This window comes from Moorena sp. SIO3E8 (assembly GCF_010692445.1).
In the GTDB taxonomy this organism is placed as follows: Bacteria; Cyanobacteriota; Cyanobacteriia; order Cyanobacteriales; family Coleofasciculaceae; genus Moorena; species Moorena bouillonii.
In genome coordinates, this window is sequence record NZ_JAAHHM010000016.1 from 1 (window position 1) to 16,286 (window position 16,286).

Annotated in this window: 16 protein-coding genes, 1 tRNA gene and 1 pseudogene; 12 read left to right on the forward strand and 6 right to left on the reverse strand. The window is 44.6% G+C overall.

All coding sequences use genetic code 11. The features are described 5' to 3' along the window. The first annotated feature begins 314 nt into the window (after nucleotides 1–314). Entirely contained in the window at nucleotides 315–1,085 is a 771-nt protein-coding gene (locus F6K46_RS09050) for a hypothetical protein (RefSeq protein WP_293019387.1), read from the forward strand. A gap of 106 nt (nucleotides 1,086–1,191) precedes the next feature. On the opposite strand, the gene F6K46_RS09055 is transcribed toward F6K46_RS09050, so the two are convergent. Both F6K46_RS09055 and F6K46_RS09060 read right to left on the reverse strand, forming a co-directional pair. Then, a complete protein-coding gene (locus F6K46_RS09055; RefSeq protein ID WP_293055402.1) occupies nucleotides 1,192–1,329 on the reverse strand; it encodes a hypothetical protein in 138 nt (45 codons plus the stop codon). Further along, entirely contained in the window at nucleotides 1,326–2,681 is a 1,356-nt protein-coding gene (locus tag F6K46_RS09060) for an N-acetylmuramoyl-L-alanine amidase (protein WP_293055404.1), read from the reverse strand. Before F6K46_RS09060 ends, F6K46_RS09055 begins: the two co-directional genes overlap by 4 nt. A 476-nt stretch (nucleotides 2,682–3,157) precedes the next feature. On the opposite strand from F6K46_RS09060, the gene F6K46_RS09065 reads away from it, so the two are divergent. Further along, nucleotides 3,158–3,829: a class I SAM-dependent methyltransferase gene (locus tag F6K46_RS09065; RefSeq protein WP_293055406.1), complete on the forward strand. Its 672-nt coding sequence runs from the start codon at nucleotides 3,158–3,160 to the stop codon at nucleotides 3,827–3,829. 193 nt (nucleotides 3,830–4,022) lie between these two features. Here the strand turns inward: F6K46_RS09065 and F6K46_RS09070 are convergent, their stop codons facing one another. Together F6K46_RS09070 and F6K46_RS09075 are read right to left on the reverse strand one after the other, a co-directional pair. Continuing rightward, nucleotides 4,023–4,139, reverse strand: a complete 117-nt coding sequence (locus F6K46_RS09070) for a hypothetical protein (protein ID WP_366510692.1) — start codon at nucleotides 4,137–4,139, stop codon at nucleotides 4,023–4,025. A 20-nt stretch (nucleotides 4,140–4,159) separates the two neighbouring features. Next, entirely contained in the window at nucleotides 4,160–4,993 is an 834-nt protein-coding gene (locus F6K46_RS09075; protein ID WP_293055410.1) for a rhodanese-related sulfurtransferase, read from the reverse strand. Between the two features lie 239 nt (nucleotides 4,994–5,232). Here F6K46_RS09075 and F6K46_RS09080 point away from each other — a divergent pair. Beyond that, nucleotides 5,233–5,305 (forward strand) — tRNA-Ala (locus tag F6K46_RS09080). Nucleotides 5,306–5,514: 209 nt separating this feature from the next. On the opposite strand, the gene F6K46_RS09085 is transcribed toward F6K46_RS09080, so the two are convergent. Next, a complete protein-coding gene (locus tag F6K46_RS09085) occupies nucleotides 5,515–6,903 on the reverse strand; it encodes an AAA-like domain-containing protein (protein WP_293019373.1) in 1,389 nt (462 codons plus the stop codon). Nucleotides 6,904–7,132: 229 nt separating this feature from the next. Between F6K46_RS09085 and F6K46_RS09090 the strand changes: the two genes are divergently transcribed. Continuing rightward, on the forward strand, nucleotides 7,133–7,639 hold the full coding sequence (locus tag F6K46_RS09090; RefSeq protein ID WP_293019371.1) for a DUF2808 domain-containing protein: 507 nt from the start codon (nucleotides 7,133–7,135) through the stop codon (nucleotides 7,637–7,639). On the opposite strand, the gene F6K46_RS09095 is transcribed toward F6K46_RS09090, so the two are convergent. Then, nucleotides 7,636–8,025, reverse strand: a complete 390-nt coding sequence (locus F6K46_RS09095; protein WP_293039691.1) for a hypothetical protein — start codon at nucleotides 8,023–8,025, stop codon at nucleotides 7,636–7,638. The genes F6K46_RS09090 and F6K46_RS09095 overlap by 4 nt on opposite strands. Nucleotides 8,026–8,211: 186 nt before the next feature. Here F6K46_RS09095 and F6K46_RS09100 point away from each other — a divergent pair, with 186 nt between their 5' ends. The 8 genes and pseudogenes from F6K46_RS09100 to F6K46_RS09135 all read left to right on the forward strand — a co-directional run bounded on the left by F6K46_RS09100 (nucleotide 8,212) and on the right by F6K46_RS09135 (nucleotide 16,284). Beyond that, nucleotides 8,212–9,621: a glycoside hydrolase 100 family protein gene (locus F6K46_RS09100; RefSeq protein WP_293055412.1), complete on the forward strand. Its 1,410-nt coding sequence runs from the start codon at nucleotides 8,212–8,214 to the stop codon at nucleotides 9,619–9,621. Nucleotides 9,622–9,781: 160 nt separating this feature from the next. Then, nucleotides 9,782–10,225: pseudogene (locus F6K46_RS09105) on the forward strand (amylo-alpha-1,6-glucosidase); the annotation flags it as partial. 186 nt (nucleotides 10,226–10,411) lie between these two features. After that, nucleotides 10,412–13,087, forward strand: a complete 2,676-nt coding sequence (locus F6K46_RS09110; RefSeq protein WP_293055414.1) for a glucosidase — start codon at nucleotides 10,412–10,414, stop codon at nucleotides 13,085–13,087. A gap of 133 nt (nucleotides 13,088–13,220) precedes the next feature. Then, entirely contained in the window at nucleotides 13,221–14,270 is a 1,050-nt protein-coding gene (locus tag F6K46_RS09115) for a DMT family transporter (RefSeq protein ID WP_293055416.1), read from the forward strand. 311 nt (nucleotides 14,271–14,581) lie between these two features. Next, nucleotides 14,582–15,127 (forward strand): GNAT family N-acetyltransferase, encoded by a 546-nt coding sequence (locus F6K46_RS09120; protein ID WP_293055418.1) that lies wholly within the window; start codon nucleotides 14,582–14,584, stop codon nucleotides 15,125–15,127. Between the two features lie 48 nt (nucleotides 15,128–15,175). Further along, complete coding sequence (locus F6K46_RS09125; RefSeq protein WP_293055420.1) at nucleotides 15,176–15,340, forward strand: hypothetical protein; 165 nt, start codon at nucleotides 15,176–15,178, stop codon at nucleotides 15,338–15,340. A gap of 67 nt (nucleotides 15,341–15,407) precedes the next feature. Continuing rightward, on the forward strand, nucleotides 15,408–16,061 hold the full coding sequence (locus F6K46_RS09130) for a CPBP family glutamic-type intramembrane protease (protein ID WP_293055422.1): 654 nt from the start codon (nucleotides 15,408–15,410) through the stop codon (nucleotides 16,059–16,061). After that, a complete protein-coding gene (locus tag F6K46_RS09135) occupies nucleotides 16,039–16,284 on the forward strand; it encodes a hypothetical protein (protein ID WP_293055424.1) in 246 nt (81 codons plus the stop codon). The genes F6K46_RS09130 and F6K46_RS09135 overlap by 23 nt, the downstream gene beginning before the upstream one ends. Nucleotides 16,285–16,286 lie beyond the last annotated feature (2 nt).

The window sequence follows — 16,286 nt, forward strand, 5'->3', positions numbered from 1 at the left end:
AATATTCGGCTGCCTCTTTTGGGGTGACATATTTTTTCATAACGGCTTAACCTCTACAAATCTATACTAACATCTTTGTAGAGATATGAAAAGGTTTGATGAGATTAAATGCTCATAGTTACACCTCCGTCCCTGAAGCAGCACTAGCAACTACCTACCGTTGATTAGCTGACGGCTGACAGCTGACGGCTGATAGCTGAATACTTACCTAATATCAGTGTGAAGCTAGCGAAACTATCACAAGGTTTTCGAGCCTGAGGGTTATCTCTAAGCATGATGGGATCAAGGCTGAAAATCCGTCGGAGGTCGCTAGGATGTTATTTAATATTGCTGGTGTAGGGACTGGGTTAGGAATTCTAACTCTATTGGTGTTTGGGCTGTTGCAATGGTTGCACATTAGTACTGGTCATTTCCTAGATTGGATAATTGGTGTGGCTAGCTTTTGGTGGCTGTTGGTGATTGTGACAGTTCCGTGGAATGTCCACTTGGAAGCTAGGGAAGTTTTAGCAGAGGGGTCGGCTTCCAGGGCAAATGAGATTGCGGTTGACCCGAAGCAATTAAACTATGTGGAAATGATAGCTAAGCGATCGCTAACCGTAGCAATCGCCCTTCACCTGTTATCTGCTGTGGGTCTGTACATCCTTGCTGCCACTGGGATTAGTGCTGTAGGCTACGTCAGTTCGGGAGCAGCTTTGCTTTTAACTGCTTTGCGTCCAGCGGTACGTTTTTACCAGTATTTAGCAGCCCGGTTAAGGATGATCCGGCAAGAGTTTAAGTATCCTCGCCGAGATGTAATGGAACTACAGAATCGTTTTGAAGCTCTCGAAAGAACTGTCAAAGGTCTAGAAGAGAAACTAGACCCAGAAGAACCTTACTCTTGGGTGGCAACCCATCAGCGTTACTGGGAAGAGACTCGCAAAGGCTTAGCCCAACTTGAAGCATCAATGGCACAACTGGAAGCTAATAACAATGCGGAACACCAACGTTTAGCTCGGGATTCTGAAAATGCGATCGCACAATTAACTACAGATAGTCAATTTCTGGATAATGTCCGAGAAATTATCCGGTTTTTCAAGACAGCTTAGTAGTTATAGCGCTACGCGCAAGTCAGAAGTCAGAAGTCAGAAGTCAGAAGTCAGAAGTAAACTATGACTAAGTTTTGGAGTTTAGGAATGTCAAACATCTAAATGCTTAGTGCGCTTGCAGCGCTGAGTTAGAGGGCTGCTTGAGGTGGAATCGGGAATCGGGAATCGGGAATCGGAACCCACCCCTAACCCCTCCCAGGAGGGGAACGGGAATCGGGAATCGGGAATCGGGAATCGGGATCAAAGCAAGTTAGATGCTTCATATAAACGCCTGACAACGGCGATAATTCGCTTGCCATAATCTAAGTCAGCTGACCAGCGGCCACTGAGCTGTTCAACTAAGGGAGCAATCCCTCGGGTAACGAAGCGAAACCGGGGATCGACCAAGGGTTGGACTAGGGGTTCCTGACTGGCGTAGGCTTTCAAATGTTGGATATGGGCACGTACTCCAATTCTAGCGCTAGGAAAAGTCGCTTCTTCCTCACTAGTCACTGCTCCCAAACCACCAAAATTATTTTGCTCAGGTCTAAGGCGATCGCTAAAGCGTAGGAAGTTAGTTTCTACACAAGCTTGGGCAAAGGCAATGTCATAGTTGACTCCCTCAATCGAGGCTTCTTCTCGATAGAGCCTAGCTAGGTCAGGAAACTCAGTCAGGGCGTTCTGATTATTGTTTTTAAGAAATATCTGTAACTGGACTTCGGAGGTGCTACCATGACCCATGATCCGGTCAATCAGACCTGGACAGATTTTCTGGGAAATTGAGCGCAAAATCACAGTGCGGGTAGGAGCATCCCAACCGACAAAGATGTTATAATCTCTTAGTTCAATGGCCTTAACATAAACGACTCCCCGATATTGCACACGACGGACATTCTCGGCGGTGGTCAAATCCACTCCTAGGCGATCGGCTAGGTCAATGGGAATGTAAGAATTGCTATTGATTAGAACACCTCGATCATCGTAAGTCTGATTATTGATTTTAATATCAATGATGGGATAAACGGGATTGAGTTGATCGGGTGGCTGTTCACCAGATATCAAACTACTCCATTGGGCAAGTCCATCAGCTATGCCTCTGGCCATGTCACGACGTCGATTCTGGAGCAGAGCACGGTCTTGGGGATTAGTCAGAAAGCCAACTTCGAGCAGTAGGGAGGGCAGGATAACATCACGGCAAAAGGCAAGACGCCCAACACCTGAGTCCGTATCGGGTTTTGCTCCTCGATTGGGCAGTTCAGGAAGGCGTGTGATCAAATAGCGCAGCATTAGTTCACCATGCTTCTTGCGCTCAGTGTTATTGAAAATGTAAAAAGCAGAGGCACCTCGGATGTTAGGATTGGAAAAGGCATCAGCATGAATCTCTAGCGCTACATCACCAAAACCAGCACGGTCATTAATCCATTGAATTGTCTGCTTTAAACTCAATTCATCAGGAACAGATAATACTTCATACCGACGCGATCGCAATTCTGGCACCACCATATCTCGCAGCCCAATCATTTCTTCGGCTTCCGTTGTCCCACCGGCAATCGCCCCTGGGTCAAGACCACCACGTTCCATGCCACCGTGACCTGCTGAAATAAATATACGTCCCATGTCTTGCTTTTTGCCCTCAGCCCTTAATTGAGCACTTGCTGTTTCCAGGATAAGGATTTACTTTCCCTATGGCTAGGGGAAGTTCGACTGTACAAATCATCCCACCAATAGGGAACAGCAAGGAATAACCAAAGCAACATGGACTGATGAAAAATTAACGATGAATACTATCATTTAGCAAAGGGAGTAGGGAGTCGGGAGTCGGGAGTCGGGAGTAGGGGTAATACCGAGTTGCATTCAAAGAGAGTAGATTGGTTGGATAGGGAGATAGGGAGATAGGGACCCACCCCTAACCCCTCCCAGGAGGGGAATATGGGGAGATGGGGAGATAGGGAGATAGGGAGATTGGCGGAAGAGAAAGTTGTACCTTTGACCGCAACTTGGTATAAGAAACTTGAAGGTACCTCATAAGTATGATCAACGCTATAGATTGAGCAACCTCTGGAAAATAATAGCTTTGAGCAAACTAAATATCAATGGCTAATCAAACCTTTGGACTAGACAAGCAGCTTTACGACTACTTAAAATCTGTTTCTCTAAGAGAGCCAGAAGTTTTGACCCAGCTGAGGCTGGAAACAGCACAGCATTCCATGGGTATGATGCAAATAGCTCCTGAACAGGGGCAGTTTATGGCCTTACTAGTGCAGTTGATGGGAGCCAAGAAAACTCTAGAGGTGGGGGTATTTACGGGCTATAGTTCTTTAGCTGTAGCCTTAGCTTTGCCACCAGAGGGAAAGGTGGTTGCTTGTGATATCAGTGAGAAGTATACTGCGATCGCACGTCGCTACTGGCAACAAGCTGGAGTAGCTGACAAAATTGACCTGCAAATTGCCCCAGCACTGGACACTCTGGAGCGGTTGGTGGAAGAAGGACAGGCAGGTACGTTTGATTTTGCCTTCATTGATGCCGATAAACGGAACTACGAAAACTATTACGAGCAGGCACTGAAACTGGTGCGTAATGGTGGAGTTATTGCTGTGGATAATGTCCTCTGGTCGGGGCGAGTAGCAGATCCTGAGGTAGTCGATAACAAAACTGAGGTAATTCGAGCATTTAATCAAAAGCTATCTCAAGACCAACGGGTCAACCTTAGTTTGGTACCGATTGCTGATGGATTGACCCTAGCGCTAAAGAAGTATGAAGTATGAAGTCAGAAGTATGAAGGTAAGCATTCAGCTTAAGCGCTACGCGCACGCTACTTGAGGTGCTATCAGCTATCAGTTATCAGTTATCAGCTTAAGCGCTACGCGCACGCTACTTGAGGTGCTAATGCGCTACAGATGGTGCTACTTGAGGTGCTTTTGAATCAAACAGGTAAGCATTGGTTTAATCTCTGTTACGTCAGCTGACGGCTGACGGCTGACCGCTGACCGCTGACCGCTGACCGCTGACCGCTGACCGCTGACCGCTGACCGCTGACCGCTGACCGCTGACCGCTGACCGCTGACCGCTGACCACTGACTGCTGACCGCTGACGTTTATGCTTCTTTGCTGAGATCATCAAAACAGTAAGGGCAACAAATACCTTTGATATATTTAGGGGAATTGAGATCAGCTTGGGAAATTGGATTTCCACAACCGTAGCACATATGGTGGGTTCCAGCTTCCAACTTGTGCTTGAGAGCAATTCGTTGATCGAAGACAAAGCACTCCCCCTCCCATAAACTTTCCTCTTCTGGGACTTGTTCTAAATACTTGAGAATGCCACCTTTGAGATGATAGACCTGTTTAAAACCCTGACTCAACATAAAGGATGAGGCTTTTTCACAGCGAATACCCCCTGTACAAAACAGGGCTACTTTTTTATCTTTGGTGGAATCGAGGTGGTGGCGAACATAATCAGGGAATTGTCGGAATGAGTCAGTATGGGGATTTTGGGCACCTTTGAAGCTTCCGATATTTACTTCATAGGTATTGCGAGTATCAATCAGGACTACGTCTGGATCTGAAATTAGAGCATTCCAGTCCTGGGGTTTAACATAGGTACCTACCTGTTGATTGGGGTCAACCTCTGGCAAACCGATGGTAACAATTTCTTTCTTTAACCGGACTTTCAGGCGGTTGAATGGGGGGGAGTCGGTGTAGGATTCTTTATGCTCTAAGTCGGCCAGACGGGGATCGGAACGGAGGAACGCTAGGACTGAATCAATGGCTTGACGGGAGCCTGCGATGGTGCTGTTAATGCCTTCTGCTGCAAGCAGAATCGTTCCTGTGATGCCTTGAGCTTGACAATGGGCTAGTAAGGAGGGTCGTTTATCGGCAAAGTCTGGCAATCTGACAAATTTGTAAAATGTTGCAACTACCTGGGTCATGATCCGGTTAAGGGGTGAAAATAGTGCTGAGTTTTGAGTCCTGAGTCGGAAAGTGCCTCACTATTTACTATATTGGCGTATGGTAAGACCCCGCATTAAGGTGCTATGGTAATAGTACTGTTGCGATGTCTATGGGAAAATTTTTTGGCTATCTTGGTTGACTTTCCAGTTGGATGATGTATAATAACAAAAGTGCGGTTGATACACTAAGCTTAATTTAGCTTAAGTTGTCTTTGCCTGGGGGTATAGCTCAGTTGGTAGAGCGCCTGCTTTGCAAGCAGGATGTCAGCGGTTCGAGTCCGCTTACCTCCACTAGTTAGATCTAATCGTAAATTGGTGACTAGGATGGCGTTGCTGAATCAAACGAATGGATCGGAGTAGAGTGGGCATCCTGCCCGCTCCAAAAAATCCCCGAACAGGCAAGATGCCTATTCCACAGGTGCGACCCGTCACGCTTCGCGATTGACCGTAGGTCACGCTAGGCGATCGCTTTTTTTGTATCTCGTTGACATGACTAATAACTAATAACCACTAACTCTTATTTCATTCACGAATTGATTTCTAAAAAATAGACGATATAGTTCGCAGCTAGCTGTGGCTCGATTCCCCTGAATTCTGATCAAACCCAAGCTTTCCAATTTATAGGCAGTTAGTGCTTCTAATTCCACACTTTCTGTGGCCATGACTACTTCCTTAAAAGCAGCGACTAGGTCAGGATGGGGTAGCAAAGCGGCTAGATAGTAACGCAAATAGTTACTATAAATTCCAGTTTGAGTTGGTGCTTCCTCTAGTAATTGTTCTAAGCTAACATCCTGTTTAGTGAGATGATAAAGGGCAAGACGAATTAAACTGGGACAACGACCTACCATAGTCACTAAAGGAGCAAGACGTTTCATGGCTTGGTCACCTTTTGCCCAATCCAAACCATGACGCTGGGCTAAGTCTAGCACTTGCTCATTGGTAAATTCTGGGAGTTTAATGGCTAGGCCAACATTAAAGGGCGATTGATTAAGTTTTAGTGGCACATATACATCTGTAGCATGAGCTATCACCCATCTTACGTTTTGCCAAATTTCCAGTTCCCTAGCATCCTCATACCAAGAGCGTAGCAAAGACAGAAAATCCCTAGAAAGTTCTGGATACTCAAAAATTTGATTAACTTCATCTAAAGCAATAACAATTGGCCTATCGACTTGCTCTAGCAAATAGTCTTCAAAGTAAGTGGTACAACTCACCTTAGAGCCAATGTCAGAATCCCAATAGTGATCGAGTTGGAGGGATAAACCCAATTGCCGACTGACGTTGGCACAAAACCAACGTAAGAACTTATCCAGGTTGCTGAAAACTTGGGAGTCAGCTCGGTGTAAACTTAAACTAACAGTACGAAAGCCCTGTTTCTTGGCATAAGCCAAAATCCTTCGCACTAGGGAAGTCTTTCCTTTCTGTCTGGGGCCTTTAATATGAATGAGGCTACCTGGTTTGCTAACTTCTGCGTAGGTGAGCGCTTCAATGGGAGGACGTTCGATGTATAAATTGGAGTTTAGTGGTACCGGACCACTGGGAAAGTCTAGCTCTGGTACCAGAGCAGGGGATAGGGAATTCCCGACGCTGGTTTTTATCCTGTCCTGATAGCCATAAATCCCTAGAGAGGATAGCTGAGCTCGGGAGTACCGCCTCAAAACTGACCGGACATTACTTTTGGTAACTTTTTGTTTGAGAGCCACAGACAGACGTTGCCAAAGTTTGAATCCTACATCTCTAATGTAACTATGCTCATACCCGCAGCTTTCCGCAATCTCAGCGTAAGTCTTACCTTCCCAAACTTCACAGAAGACGGTCTCTTGAAGGTTACTGAAGGAGTAATCGGGCAAAATTGTGTCCAAAACAGCTAGGGCTTCTTCTGCCATCATTGACTAGGTTGAAAGCCAACACACCAAACACTAGTTTTACTTTGACATAGAATTGCCAAAATTTCCGTCCAATCAAGCAATTTTTTCCAATTTTTTACGAAAATTACCAGCAAATAGCCGATTCCAATCTAGGTCAAATTCCCGATTTTTTCAGGCAGACAATTTCCATAGGTGTTTTTTCAAATCAACTCAACGTTGTTTAAGTCTGGTATCCCAAGACGATTGAGTGATGAAAAAACAAGTTTTCGGAGCAGTTTCAGCCCTAGCATTCGCCGCATCTGTGCTGCCTATAGCCATCCCCAGTCTGGTGCCAGTAGCTCAGGCTCAAGCCGGTTTTGTGCCGAATGCTCCCTATGTTGCCAGTGCTGGAATTGCTGGAGCTGCAGGGGATAGGCATTTTATTACCGTTGCTGTGGCTGCCTTTCCCATTAATGCTCTTGTGATTGAGTGTACCAATCTCGCTGGTGTTCGCAAAGCAAAGGTTACTAATCAGTTTGGTGAGAGAGTGCCAGCAACCACAGCAGTTTCTAAGAGTGCTGAAGGTGGTACCGCTCTTACGGTGACCTTGAATGAACCTGTTAAACCAGGCAATGTTCTGCGCATTGTGATGGATGGGGTAGAACAAAATCGAGAAGGGGGAGCGATGCTTTATCGAGTGTCTGCCCTGACCGAAAATATATCCTATCCCTTTCCTGTCGGTACAGCAATGTTACTTGAGCCAGTCCTGAGTGACTAGAGTAAATAGGGTTGAAGGTTGAATGTTGTTTGGTTAAAGGTTGAAGGTTGTTTGGTTAAAGGTTGAATGTTGTTTGGTTGAAGGTTGAATGTTGTTTGGTTGAAGGTTGAATGTTGTTTGGTTGAATGTTGAATGTTGTTTGGTTGAATGTTGAACGCGCACCCGTGGCCAATAGGCCAAGGTTGGTTGAACGCGAACGCGTGGCCAAAGGCCAAGGTTGAAGGTTGTTTGGTTGAACGCGAACGCGTGGCCAAAGGCCAAGGTTGAAGGTTGTTTGGTTGAACACGAACGCGTGGCCAAAGGCCAAGGTTGAAGGTTGTTTGGTTGAATGTTGAACGCGCACCCGTTGCCAAAGGCCAAGGTTGTTTGGTTAGACCTTGCAGCATTAGTATTTTTATGATAAGGCTTGCGTCAATTATTCTGACCTATGCCCTGTTCCTTGATCCGAAGTTCCTTGATCTGAAGTTCCCGAAGTTCTTTGTCTTTCGATATCCGAGCCAAGTACTCCAGGATTTTTTCAAAGGAGTTAAGCTAGCATCAACCAGATGGACAACTTAAAGGAGAAATTTTATATGGGAAGCGAAGGTAATCTGATCGAGGCAGCTTGGCAAGCCCTGGAAGATTCGATTATCTATTATCAAGGTCATCCCGTGGGCACAGTGGCGTCGAAAGACTCGGATATGGAAGCCCTGAATTATGACCAGTGCTTTACCCGGGATTTCGCGGTGTCGGCTATGGCATTGCTGATGAGGGGCAAGGGAGAAATTGTGCGCAATTTCCTGATCGAAACCCTAGGGCTTCAAAGCCGTGAAAAGCATATGGATTGCTTTAAGGCGGGTCTTGGATTGATGCCAGCGAGCTTTAAAGTGATACATAAGAAGGAACAGGAGTATTTAGGGGCGGATTTTGGGGAACATGCGATCGCACGAGTTGCTCCAGTAGATTCTGGCTTGTGGTGGCTGCTGGTGTTAAGGGCTTATGTCAAGGCAACTGGTGATCAAGCCCTTGCCCACCAGACAAGGTTCCAACGGGGAATCAAATTAGTTCTAGATCTGTGTCTGACTAAGCGATTTGATCTGTTTCCCACGATGTTGGTTCCCGATGGTGCCTTCATGATTGACCGACGGATGGGAGTTGATGGCTATCCGTTGGATATTCAAGCCCTATTCTACACTGCCTTGCAGGCAGCGAGTGAGTTGTTGTTGCCAGAGGATGATTACGTTCCTGTGGTCAAGGAGCGCTTGGGTCATCTGACTTTTCATATTCGAAATTACTATTGGTTGAATTTAGACCGCCTCAAGGAAATCTATCGCTACGATGTGGAAGAGTTCGGTGAAGCGGCAATCAATAAGTTTAATGTCTATGCTGACACTATTCCTGATTGGCTAATGCAATGGTTGCCAGATTCAGGGGGATATTTTGTGGGTAACCTTGGACCAGGGCGGATGGATTTTCGCTTTTTTGCCCAAGGTAATTTAATGGCAATTATTACTTCCCTAGCTACTGAAGAACAATCCCAAGCCATTATGGACTTGATCGAGCAACGCTGGGAGGATTTAGTGGGAGAAATGCCCATGAAAGTTTGTTTTCCGGCTTTGGAAGGTCGCGATTGGCAAATTATCACAGGTTGTGATCCCAAAAATACTCCTTGGTCTTACCATAATGCGGGGAATTGGCCTTTCTTGTTGTGGGAATTGGCAGCAGCAGCACAAAAAACTGGCAAATCTGAACTGGCTCGTAAAGCCTTAACCATTGCTGCCCAATGCCTGCTTAAGGATAACTGGCCAGAGTACTATGATGGTAAAAATGGTCGCCTGATTGGCAAGAAAGCTAGGAAAGTTCAAACCTGGACAATTGCTGGCTTTTTAGCAGCACAACAGTTGATAGATAATCCGGATCATCTTAAGTTAGTTAGTTTTGAAGACACTGCTGTGATGATTTGCTCTATGGATATTGCGGAAATCGTTGCTATGAACAAATAATCTTAAACTAATTTAAACTAATTTAAATTAACTTAAACTAACTTAAAATTGGTACTCGCCAAGTACCAATTTTAAACTAACAATTACCAAAATTACCAATGACATTAATCAAGGGTTGGGATGCTGCCCACAATCTCAAAACTACCCCCAGTTGGATCCGCAATTAGTATGGACGGCTGACCAGTTTATGGTCAACCGCCCGTTAGCAGATGCACCTGATGATAAAACGATTATCGCAGGCTACCCTTGGTTTGGGGATTGGGGGTCAGATACCATGATTAGTTTGCCAGCATTGACTCTCTCGACCGGTCCTCCTGACGTTGCTTGCACTATTCTTCCCACCTTTGCCCGTTATATAGATCAAGGGATGTTACCCAATCTCTTCCCAGATGTAGGAACGGAAGCAGAATACAACACCGTGGATGCTACGCTCTGGTATTTCGAGGCAATCCGTGCCTATTACGAAGCGACGCAAGATCAGAGGTTGATAGCGGAATTGTTTCCAATTCTAGAAGAGGTAATTGACTGGCATCGTCGGGGAACTCGCTACAGCATTCACTTGGATAACGATGGTTTAATTTATGCAGGGGAAGCGGGAGTCCAGCAAAGCCAACTAAGCGTCAACCAACTAATCTTAAACCTACCCTTCACCGAACGCCAAAGGCGAACAACTAACTAACCTTAAACCTTGGCCTGTCGGCCACGCTACGCGAACCACCAATTAAGCTTAAATAAAATAACCTTCAACCTTCAACTTTCAACTTTAAAAGCGATGCAGCTGGCCTGAGTTATGACTGAAGAATATCAAAGACTGGAAGAAGCTCGCAATCACATTATCCATTGGAAACGCTGGGGTCCTTACCTAAGTGAGCGACAGTGGGGAACAGTACGAGAAGACTATAGCCCAGATGGACAAGCGTGGGATTATTTTACCCATGACCAGGCGCGATCGCGTACTTACCGTTGGGGCGAAGATGGTATTTTGGGTATTTGTGATGATCAACAGTATTTGTGTTTTGCCCTAGCGCTATGGAACGGCAAAGACCCCATCCTTAAAGAACGGATTTATGGTTTAACGGGCACTGAAGGTAATCACGGGGAAGATGTTAAAGAGTATTATTTCTATCTAGATAGTACTCCTACCCACTCCTACATGAAGGGATTGTACAAATATCCCCAAGCTGAGTTTCCCTATACTTGGCTAGTGCAGGAAAACCAACGTCGGGGACGGGAAGCACCAGAGTTTGAACTGCTCGATACAGGGGTATTCCAGGAAAATCGTTACTATGATGTATTCCTAGAGTATGCCAAAGCCTCGGCGGAGCAAATTTTAATCCAAATTACTGCCATTAATCGAGGACCAGATCCTCAAACCCTCCATATTTTACCTACTCTCTGGTTCCGCAATACTTGGTCTTGGAATGCTAATTCTCCCAAGCCCTTAATCAAGGTTGCTAAATCTGATCACCAATTCAGTGTCCTGGAAGCCTCCCATCCCACATTGGGACAACGGTGGTTTTACTGTGAGGGTTCACCAGAATTATTATTTACTGATAACGAAACCAATTATCAGCGCTTGTTTGGGGTAGAGAATCAGTCTGCCTATGTTAAAGATGGCATTAATAACTATGTGGTTCAGGGTGACAAGAATGCCGTCAATCCTAGCAGAGTCGGCACAAAAGTGGCTCCCCATTACCGATTTACTATTGGTGCTGGGGAGACTCGGGTGATTAAGCTGTGGCTGAGTGATGCTCCCAATATCCCCCAACCCTTTGGCAGTGAGTTTTCACGGATTATTGCCACCCGTCGCTCAGAAGCGGATCAGTTTTACCATGCGATCGCACCATCCGGACTTAATAATGATCAGCGTAATATTCAGCGTCAAGCCTTCGCAGGACTGTTGTGGAGTAAACAGTATTATTACTACAACGTAGAAACCTGGCTCAAGGGTGACCCCAATCAACCCCCACCTCCACCAGAACGTCTCAAAGTCAGGAATCAGCAATGGAATCATCTCAACAATGCAGATATTATTTCTATGCCCGATAAATGGGAATATCCCTGGTTTGCGGCATGGGATTTGGCATTCCACTGCATCCCCTTAGCAATGATTGATCCAGATTTTGCTAAGAATCAACTTGACTTAATGACGCGGGAGTGGTATATGCATCCCAATGGGCAAATTCCCGCTTATGAATGGAACTTTTCAGATGTCAATCCTCCCGTGCATGGGTGGGCAACCTGGCAAGTTTATCAGCTAGAAAAACAGTTCCATGGAACAAGCGATCGCCAGTTTTTAGAACGGGTCTTTCAAAAGCTTCTGCTTAACTTTACCTGGTGGGTTAACCGCAAAGATTTCGACGGCAACAATGTATTTGAAGGGGGATTTTTAGGCTTAGATAATATTGGAGTATTTGACCGCAGTTCAGAGCTTCCAGTCGGCGGGTATATTGAGCAATCTGATGGCACCAGCTGGATGGGAATGTACTGTCTCAATATGCTCACTATTGCCCTAGAATTAGCTTTAGAAAACCCTGTCTATGAAGACATGGCTACTAAGTTTTTTGAACACTTCCTCTACATTGCCGCTGCTATGAATAATATTGGGGAAGATGAGACGCAATTGTGGGATGAAGAGGATGGCTTTTTCTATGATGTGCTACACTTACCTAATCAGGAACAGTTGCGCCTGAAAGTACGCTCCATGGTAGGGTTAATTCCTCTGTTTGCCGTCACTACTATAGAACCAGAGACCCTCAATAAACTTCCGGGTTTTAAAAAACGATTGGAGTGGTTTATTCAACATCGCCCTGATCTCAAACGCAATGTTGCTTGTATGGAAACTAAGGGAGTAGGCGCAAAGCGGATGCTTGCTCTATGTTATCTGACTCTTGGAAAAGTGGTAGAAAGTGATAAATTCCGCCGCATTCTGAGCAAGTTGTTGGATGAAAATGAGTTTTTAAGTGACTATGGTATCCGAGCCATTTCTAAGTTTCATAAGAATAATCCTTATCGATTCTATGTCAATGATCATGAACATCGTGTAGACTACGAACCCGCTGAATCTAGTAATGGGTTATTTGGGGGAAATTCTAACTGGCGTGGTCCGATTTGGATGCCCCTTAACTATCTCTTAATTGAATCCTTGCAAACCTTCCATTACTATTTAGGAGATACGTTTAAAGTGGAATGCCCTACAGGGTCAGGTAATCTGATGACCCTTGGGGAAGTCTCTGTAGAACTATCCCGGCGTCTGATTCGGATTTTCCAGAAAAATCAATCCAGTCATCGTCCTCTTTATGGCAAAATTAAGGAATTTAAAACTGATCCGAATTGGCACAATTTAATTCTGTTCTATGAATATTTCCATGGCGATAGTGGCTTAGGAATTGGAACAAGTCACCAAACTGGTTGGACTGGATTAATTGCCAAACTGATCCAACAATGTGCTGACTATAGTGCGTAAGGATATGCGCTGCGCGCACGGCTCGCTGAATGCTTACCTATTACCTATTACCCAAAAAATATTCGACTATAAACACTACCGCGCACCACTTGACATGATATGATTCACTGAAACTTTGGTATTGTCAACTTATATGTCAAGTTTCATTGCTAAAATAACAGATTGGTTGAATAGGATTCCAGGGCGTGGTTACTTATTGATCGCTATCCTGATTTTTGCAGCAGCTAATTCGGTCATTCGTAAGCTGACTGACCTGGGTGCAGAGAATTTAATTGATGGTAGAAATCCTATTTCGTTCTGTAATGTTTTGTTTGTTGGCAATCTCTGCGCGTTGCTAGGGTTGATTGGTATTTATGGACGACAGTGGAATTTTCGGTCTATAAGACAACTATCTGGAACAGATTGGTTAGGGTTACTGGGTGTTGCAGTTTTGTCAGGAGCACTGGCACCATCTCTGATATTTATCGCTCTTGAGCGCACTGCTGTTAATAATGTAGTGCTAATTGGACGCATTGAGCCTCCTCTTGCTTTGGCTTTGTCAGTTTTACTTCTAAAAGAACGGGTAAATCGTTGGGTGATAGCTGGTGCGATTATTTCATTTATTGGTGTAATCCTGACTATTGCGCTTCAGCCTCCCCAGGAAAACATGATTAATATGCCGGGAGGTTTTAGGATTGGTGTCGGTGAATTGATGGCAGCAGTAGGAGCGATCGCATTAGCAATTTCTACGATTATTAGTAAAGTGAAGCTGCGCCAAATCCCTCTGGGAATCTTTACAGTCTTCAGAACTGCTACAGGTACGGTCATTTTCTTTGTTGTGGTGATTAAGTTATTTGGAGTAGGTCACTTTATGGATGCTTTCTCACCCTTTGTCTGGCAATGGATGATACTCTATGGGGCTGTGATTGTGGTAGGGGGTCAACTCTGTTGGTTTAAGGGTTTGAAGACTACTAATGCATCCGATGTTTCTCTGGCCAGTTCCTTTAGTCCAGTAGCGGGCATTTTAGCAGCTTACTTGATTCTTTCAGAAGTACCAACAATAGCTCAGTATATTGGTGGTGCTGTAATTATTTGCGGCATTGTCCTGAATCAAATTGGTATTTCTCGCAAACTTCCTAAAACTGATACTATGATTGTGGGAAAATCGACTAAAGAAATGCAAGTCGGATTTAAGGGAGTATGAATGTAAGCATATGCGCTACGCGCACGCTGCGCGAACAGCCGTCAGCATTCAGCCGTCAGCCTTTAGCTGAAGCTACTTGAGGTGCAGACTTAAATCAGATTAAATGAAGGTTACCTGTTTGATTGAAAAGCTGTTATCGTAGCTTACCCATAGCCCATAAGCTGATAGCTGATAGCTGATAGCTGATAGCTTAAGTATGAATTCTGGTTAAAAATAAAAAAATGATGTTAATAAAACCAAAATTTAAACGTTGGTTGATTTAACCATTAACTTAAACTTTTTTAAACATTGGATATGGGGAATTTTAAACCTTGACTTACATCAGCATCACCACAGATCGATTGGAACTGATTGCCGGTACACCAGAACTGGTGCAATCAGAAATGACTCCCTCACGGTTTACTGCTTTAATTGATGCTCACATTCCAAAAGCTTGGCCCCCAGAAGGCCATCATGCTGGCACTATGGCATTTACTGCACAACGGTTAAGGGAGGGTTCGGATCAGATTGGTTGGTGGTGCTGGTATTTTGTTCTTCTAGACAAGAGCAAAAATGAAATAAAATTAATCGGTATTGGTGGTTTTAAGGGACAAGCTACCCCGGATGGTATGGTAGAAATCGGCTATTCTGTGCTACCAGAGTTTCAAAGGTTTGGATACGCTACGGAAGCAGTTAATGCACTGATTAGTTGGGCATTTTCCCATGTCACAATTGAGGTAGTGATAGCAGAGACGTTACCGGAATTGATTCCATCTATCCGAGTTTTGGAAAAAAATGGATTTATTAAGATTGCTGGAGGGTCTGAACCTGGAGTGATTAAATTTATGCGATCGCGTCATGGTTTGGTAAATCTTTAGAAGTATTAACATGCTTATGTTAATAGTTATAGAGTAAGCTATCAGCTTATGCGCTACGCGCACGCTTGGCCTTGGCCGTTGGCCACGCTACGCGAATGGCCACGCTTCGCGAACGCGAACAGCTATCAGCTATCAGCTAATGGGCTACGTGCATGGTACTTGAGGTGCCAAAGGCCAAGGCTTGACCGCTCACAACTGACTACTAAACACTGACTACTGACTACTGATGGCTGACGGCTGAATGCTTACGTTATAGAGATGTCACTATGGAGATGTCACTATGGAGATATCGGCCAAATTTGCTGAAAGAGTTACCGAGCGCTTGATGGCTGGGATATTAACGTTTCCTGATGGTCAAACTTGGGTAATTGTAGTTATCTTAATTATGATCTATGGTTTAATTGCTTTACCGATTGGTTTACGTAATGGCTTTCTGCAACTGGATCAGAACTTACTTCCTATTGAGCAATCCCCATTATCTTCATTCTCAAAAGAAACTGATCATAATACCCGATTATCCCCCTTATTCAGGGAAACTGATGTAAGTGCTGTTAATGTCAAAACCTCTTGGCATCCAGTGCTAAAGATTCTGATAACTGCTCTGTTTACCCCAGCAATACTTGAAGAGATATTTTTCCGGGTTTTATTATTACCTCATCCCTCAGAAAACCCTTCCTTAATTTCAATATACGCTTGGTCTACAGTAAGTTTATTCATTTTTGTTATCTATCATCCTCTGAATGCTATCACCTTCTATCCGGCGGCACGGGAAACATTTTTTAAACCTATGTTTCTCTTCCTAGCTACGCTTTTGGGAATTATTTGTACTATTGCTTATCTTCAAAGTGGCTCGATCTGGACAGCTGTCTTCATTCACTGGTTGTTTGTTGTGATCTGGCTGATTGGCTTGGGTGGCAAGAAGAGACTTTTGTAACTTAAGCTATCAGCTATCAGCTATCAGCTATCAGCTATCAGCTATCAGCTATCAGCTATCAGCTATCAGCTATCAGCTATCAGCTATCAGCTATCAGCTATCAGCTATCAGCGCTTTTCATAACTATGAGGTACACAGGTTTTTTTCCCTACTCCCTGCTCCCTACTCCCTATTCCCTATTCCCTGTTCCCTTTGCTATAGCACTGACACACTCAAGACTTAGAG

What these genes read in the sequence shown, in the direction of transcription:
- F6K46_RS09075 (WP_293055410.1), bottom strand. Translation starts at nt 4,993, where the DNA reads ATGACCCAGGTAGTTGCAACATTTTACAAATTTGTCAGATTGCCAGAC.
- F6K46_RS09060 (WP_293055404.1), bottom strand. Translation starts at nt 2,681, where the DNA reads ATGGGACGTATATTTATTTCAGCAGGTCACGGTGGCATGGAACGTGGT.
- F6K46_RS09065 (WP_293055406.1), top strand. Translation starts at nt 3,158, where the DNA reads ATGGCTAATCAAACCTTTGGACTAGACAAGCAGCTTTACGACTACTTA.
- F6K46_RS09125 (WP_293055420.1), top strand. Translation starts at nt 15,176, where the DNA reads ATGCGCTACGCGCACGCTTGGCCTTGGCCGTTGGCCACGCTACGCGAA.
- F6K46_RS09090 (WP_293019371.1), top strand. Translation starts at nt 7,133, where the DNA reads ATGAAAAAACAAGTTTTCGGAGCAGTTTCAGCCCTAGCATTCGCCGCA.
- F6K46_RS09095 (WP_293039691.1), bottom strand. Translation starts at nt 8,025, where the DNA reads ATGCTGCAAGGTCTAACCAAACAACCTTGGCCTTTGGCAACGGGTGCG.
- F6K46_RS09130 (WP_293055422.1), top strand. Translation starts at nt 15,408, where the DNA reads ATGGAGATATCGGCCAAATTTGCTGAAAGAGTTACCGAGCGCTTGATG.
- F6K46_RS09050 (WP_293019387.1), top strand. Translation starts at nt 315, where the DNA reads ATGTTATTTAATATTGCTGGTGTAGGGACTGGGTTAGGAATTCTAACT.
- F6K46_RS09085 (WP_293019373.1), bottom strand. Translation starts at nt 6,903, where the DNA reads ATGATGGCAGAAGAAGCCCTAGCTGTTTTGGACACAATTTTGCCCGAT.
- F6K46_RS09115 (WP_293055416.1), top strand. Translation starts at nt 13,221, where the DNA reads ATGTCAAGTTTCATTGCTAAAATAACAGATTGGTTGAATAGGATTCCA.
- F6K46_RS09100 (WP_293055412.1), top strand. Translation starts at nt 8,212, where the DNA reads ATGGGAAGCGAAGGTAATCTGATCGAGGCAGCTTGGCAAGCCCTGGAA.
- F6K46_RS09110 (WP_293055414.1), top strand. Translation starts at nt 10,412, where the DNA reads ATGACTGAAGAATATCAAAGACTGGAAGAAGCTCGCAATCACATTATC.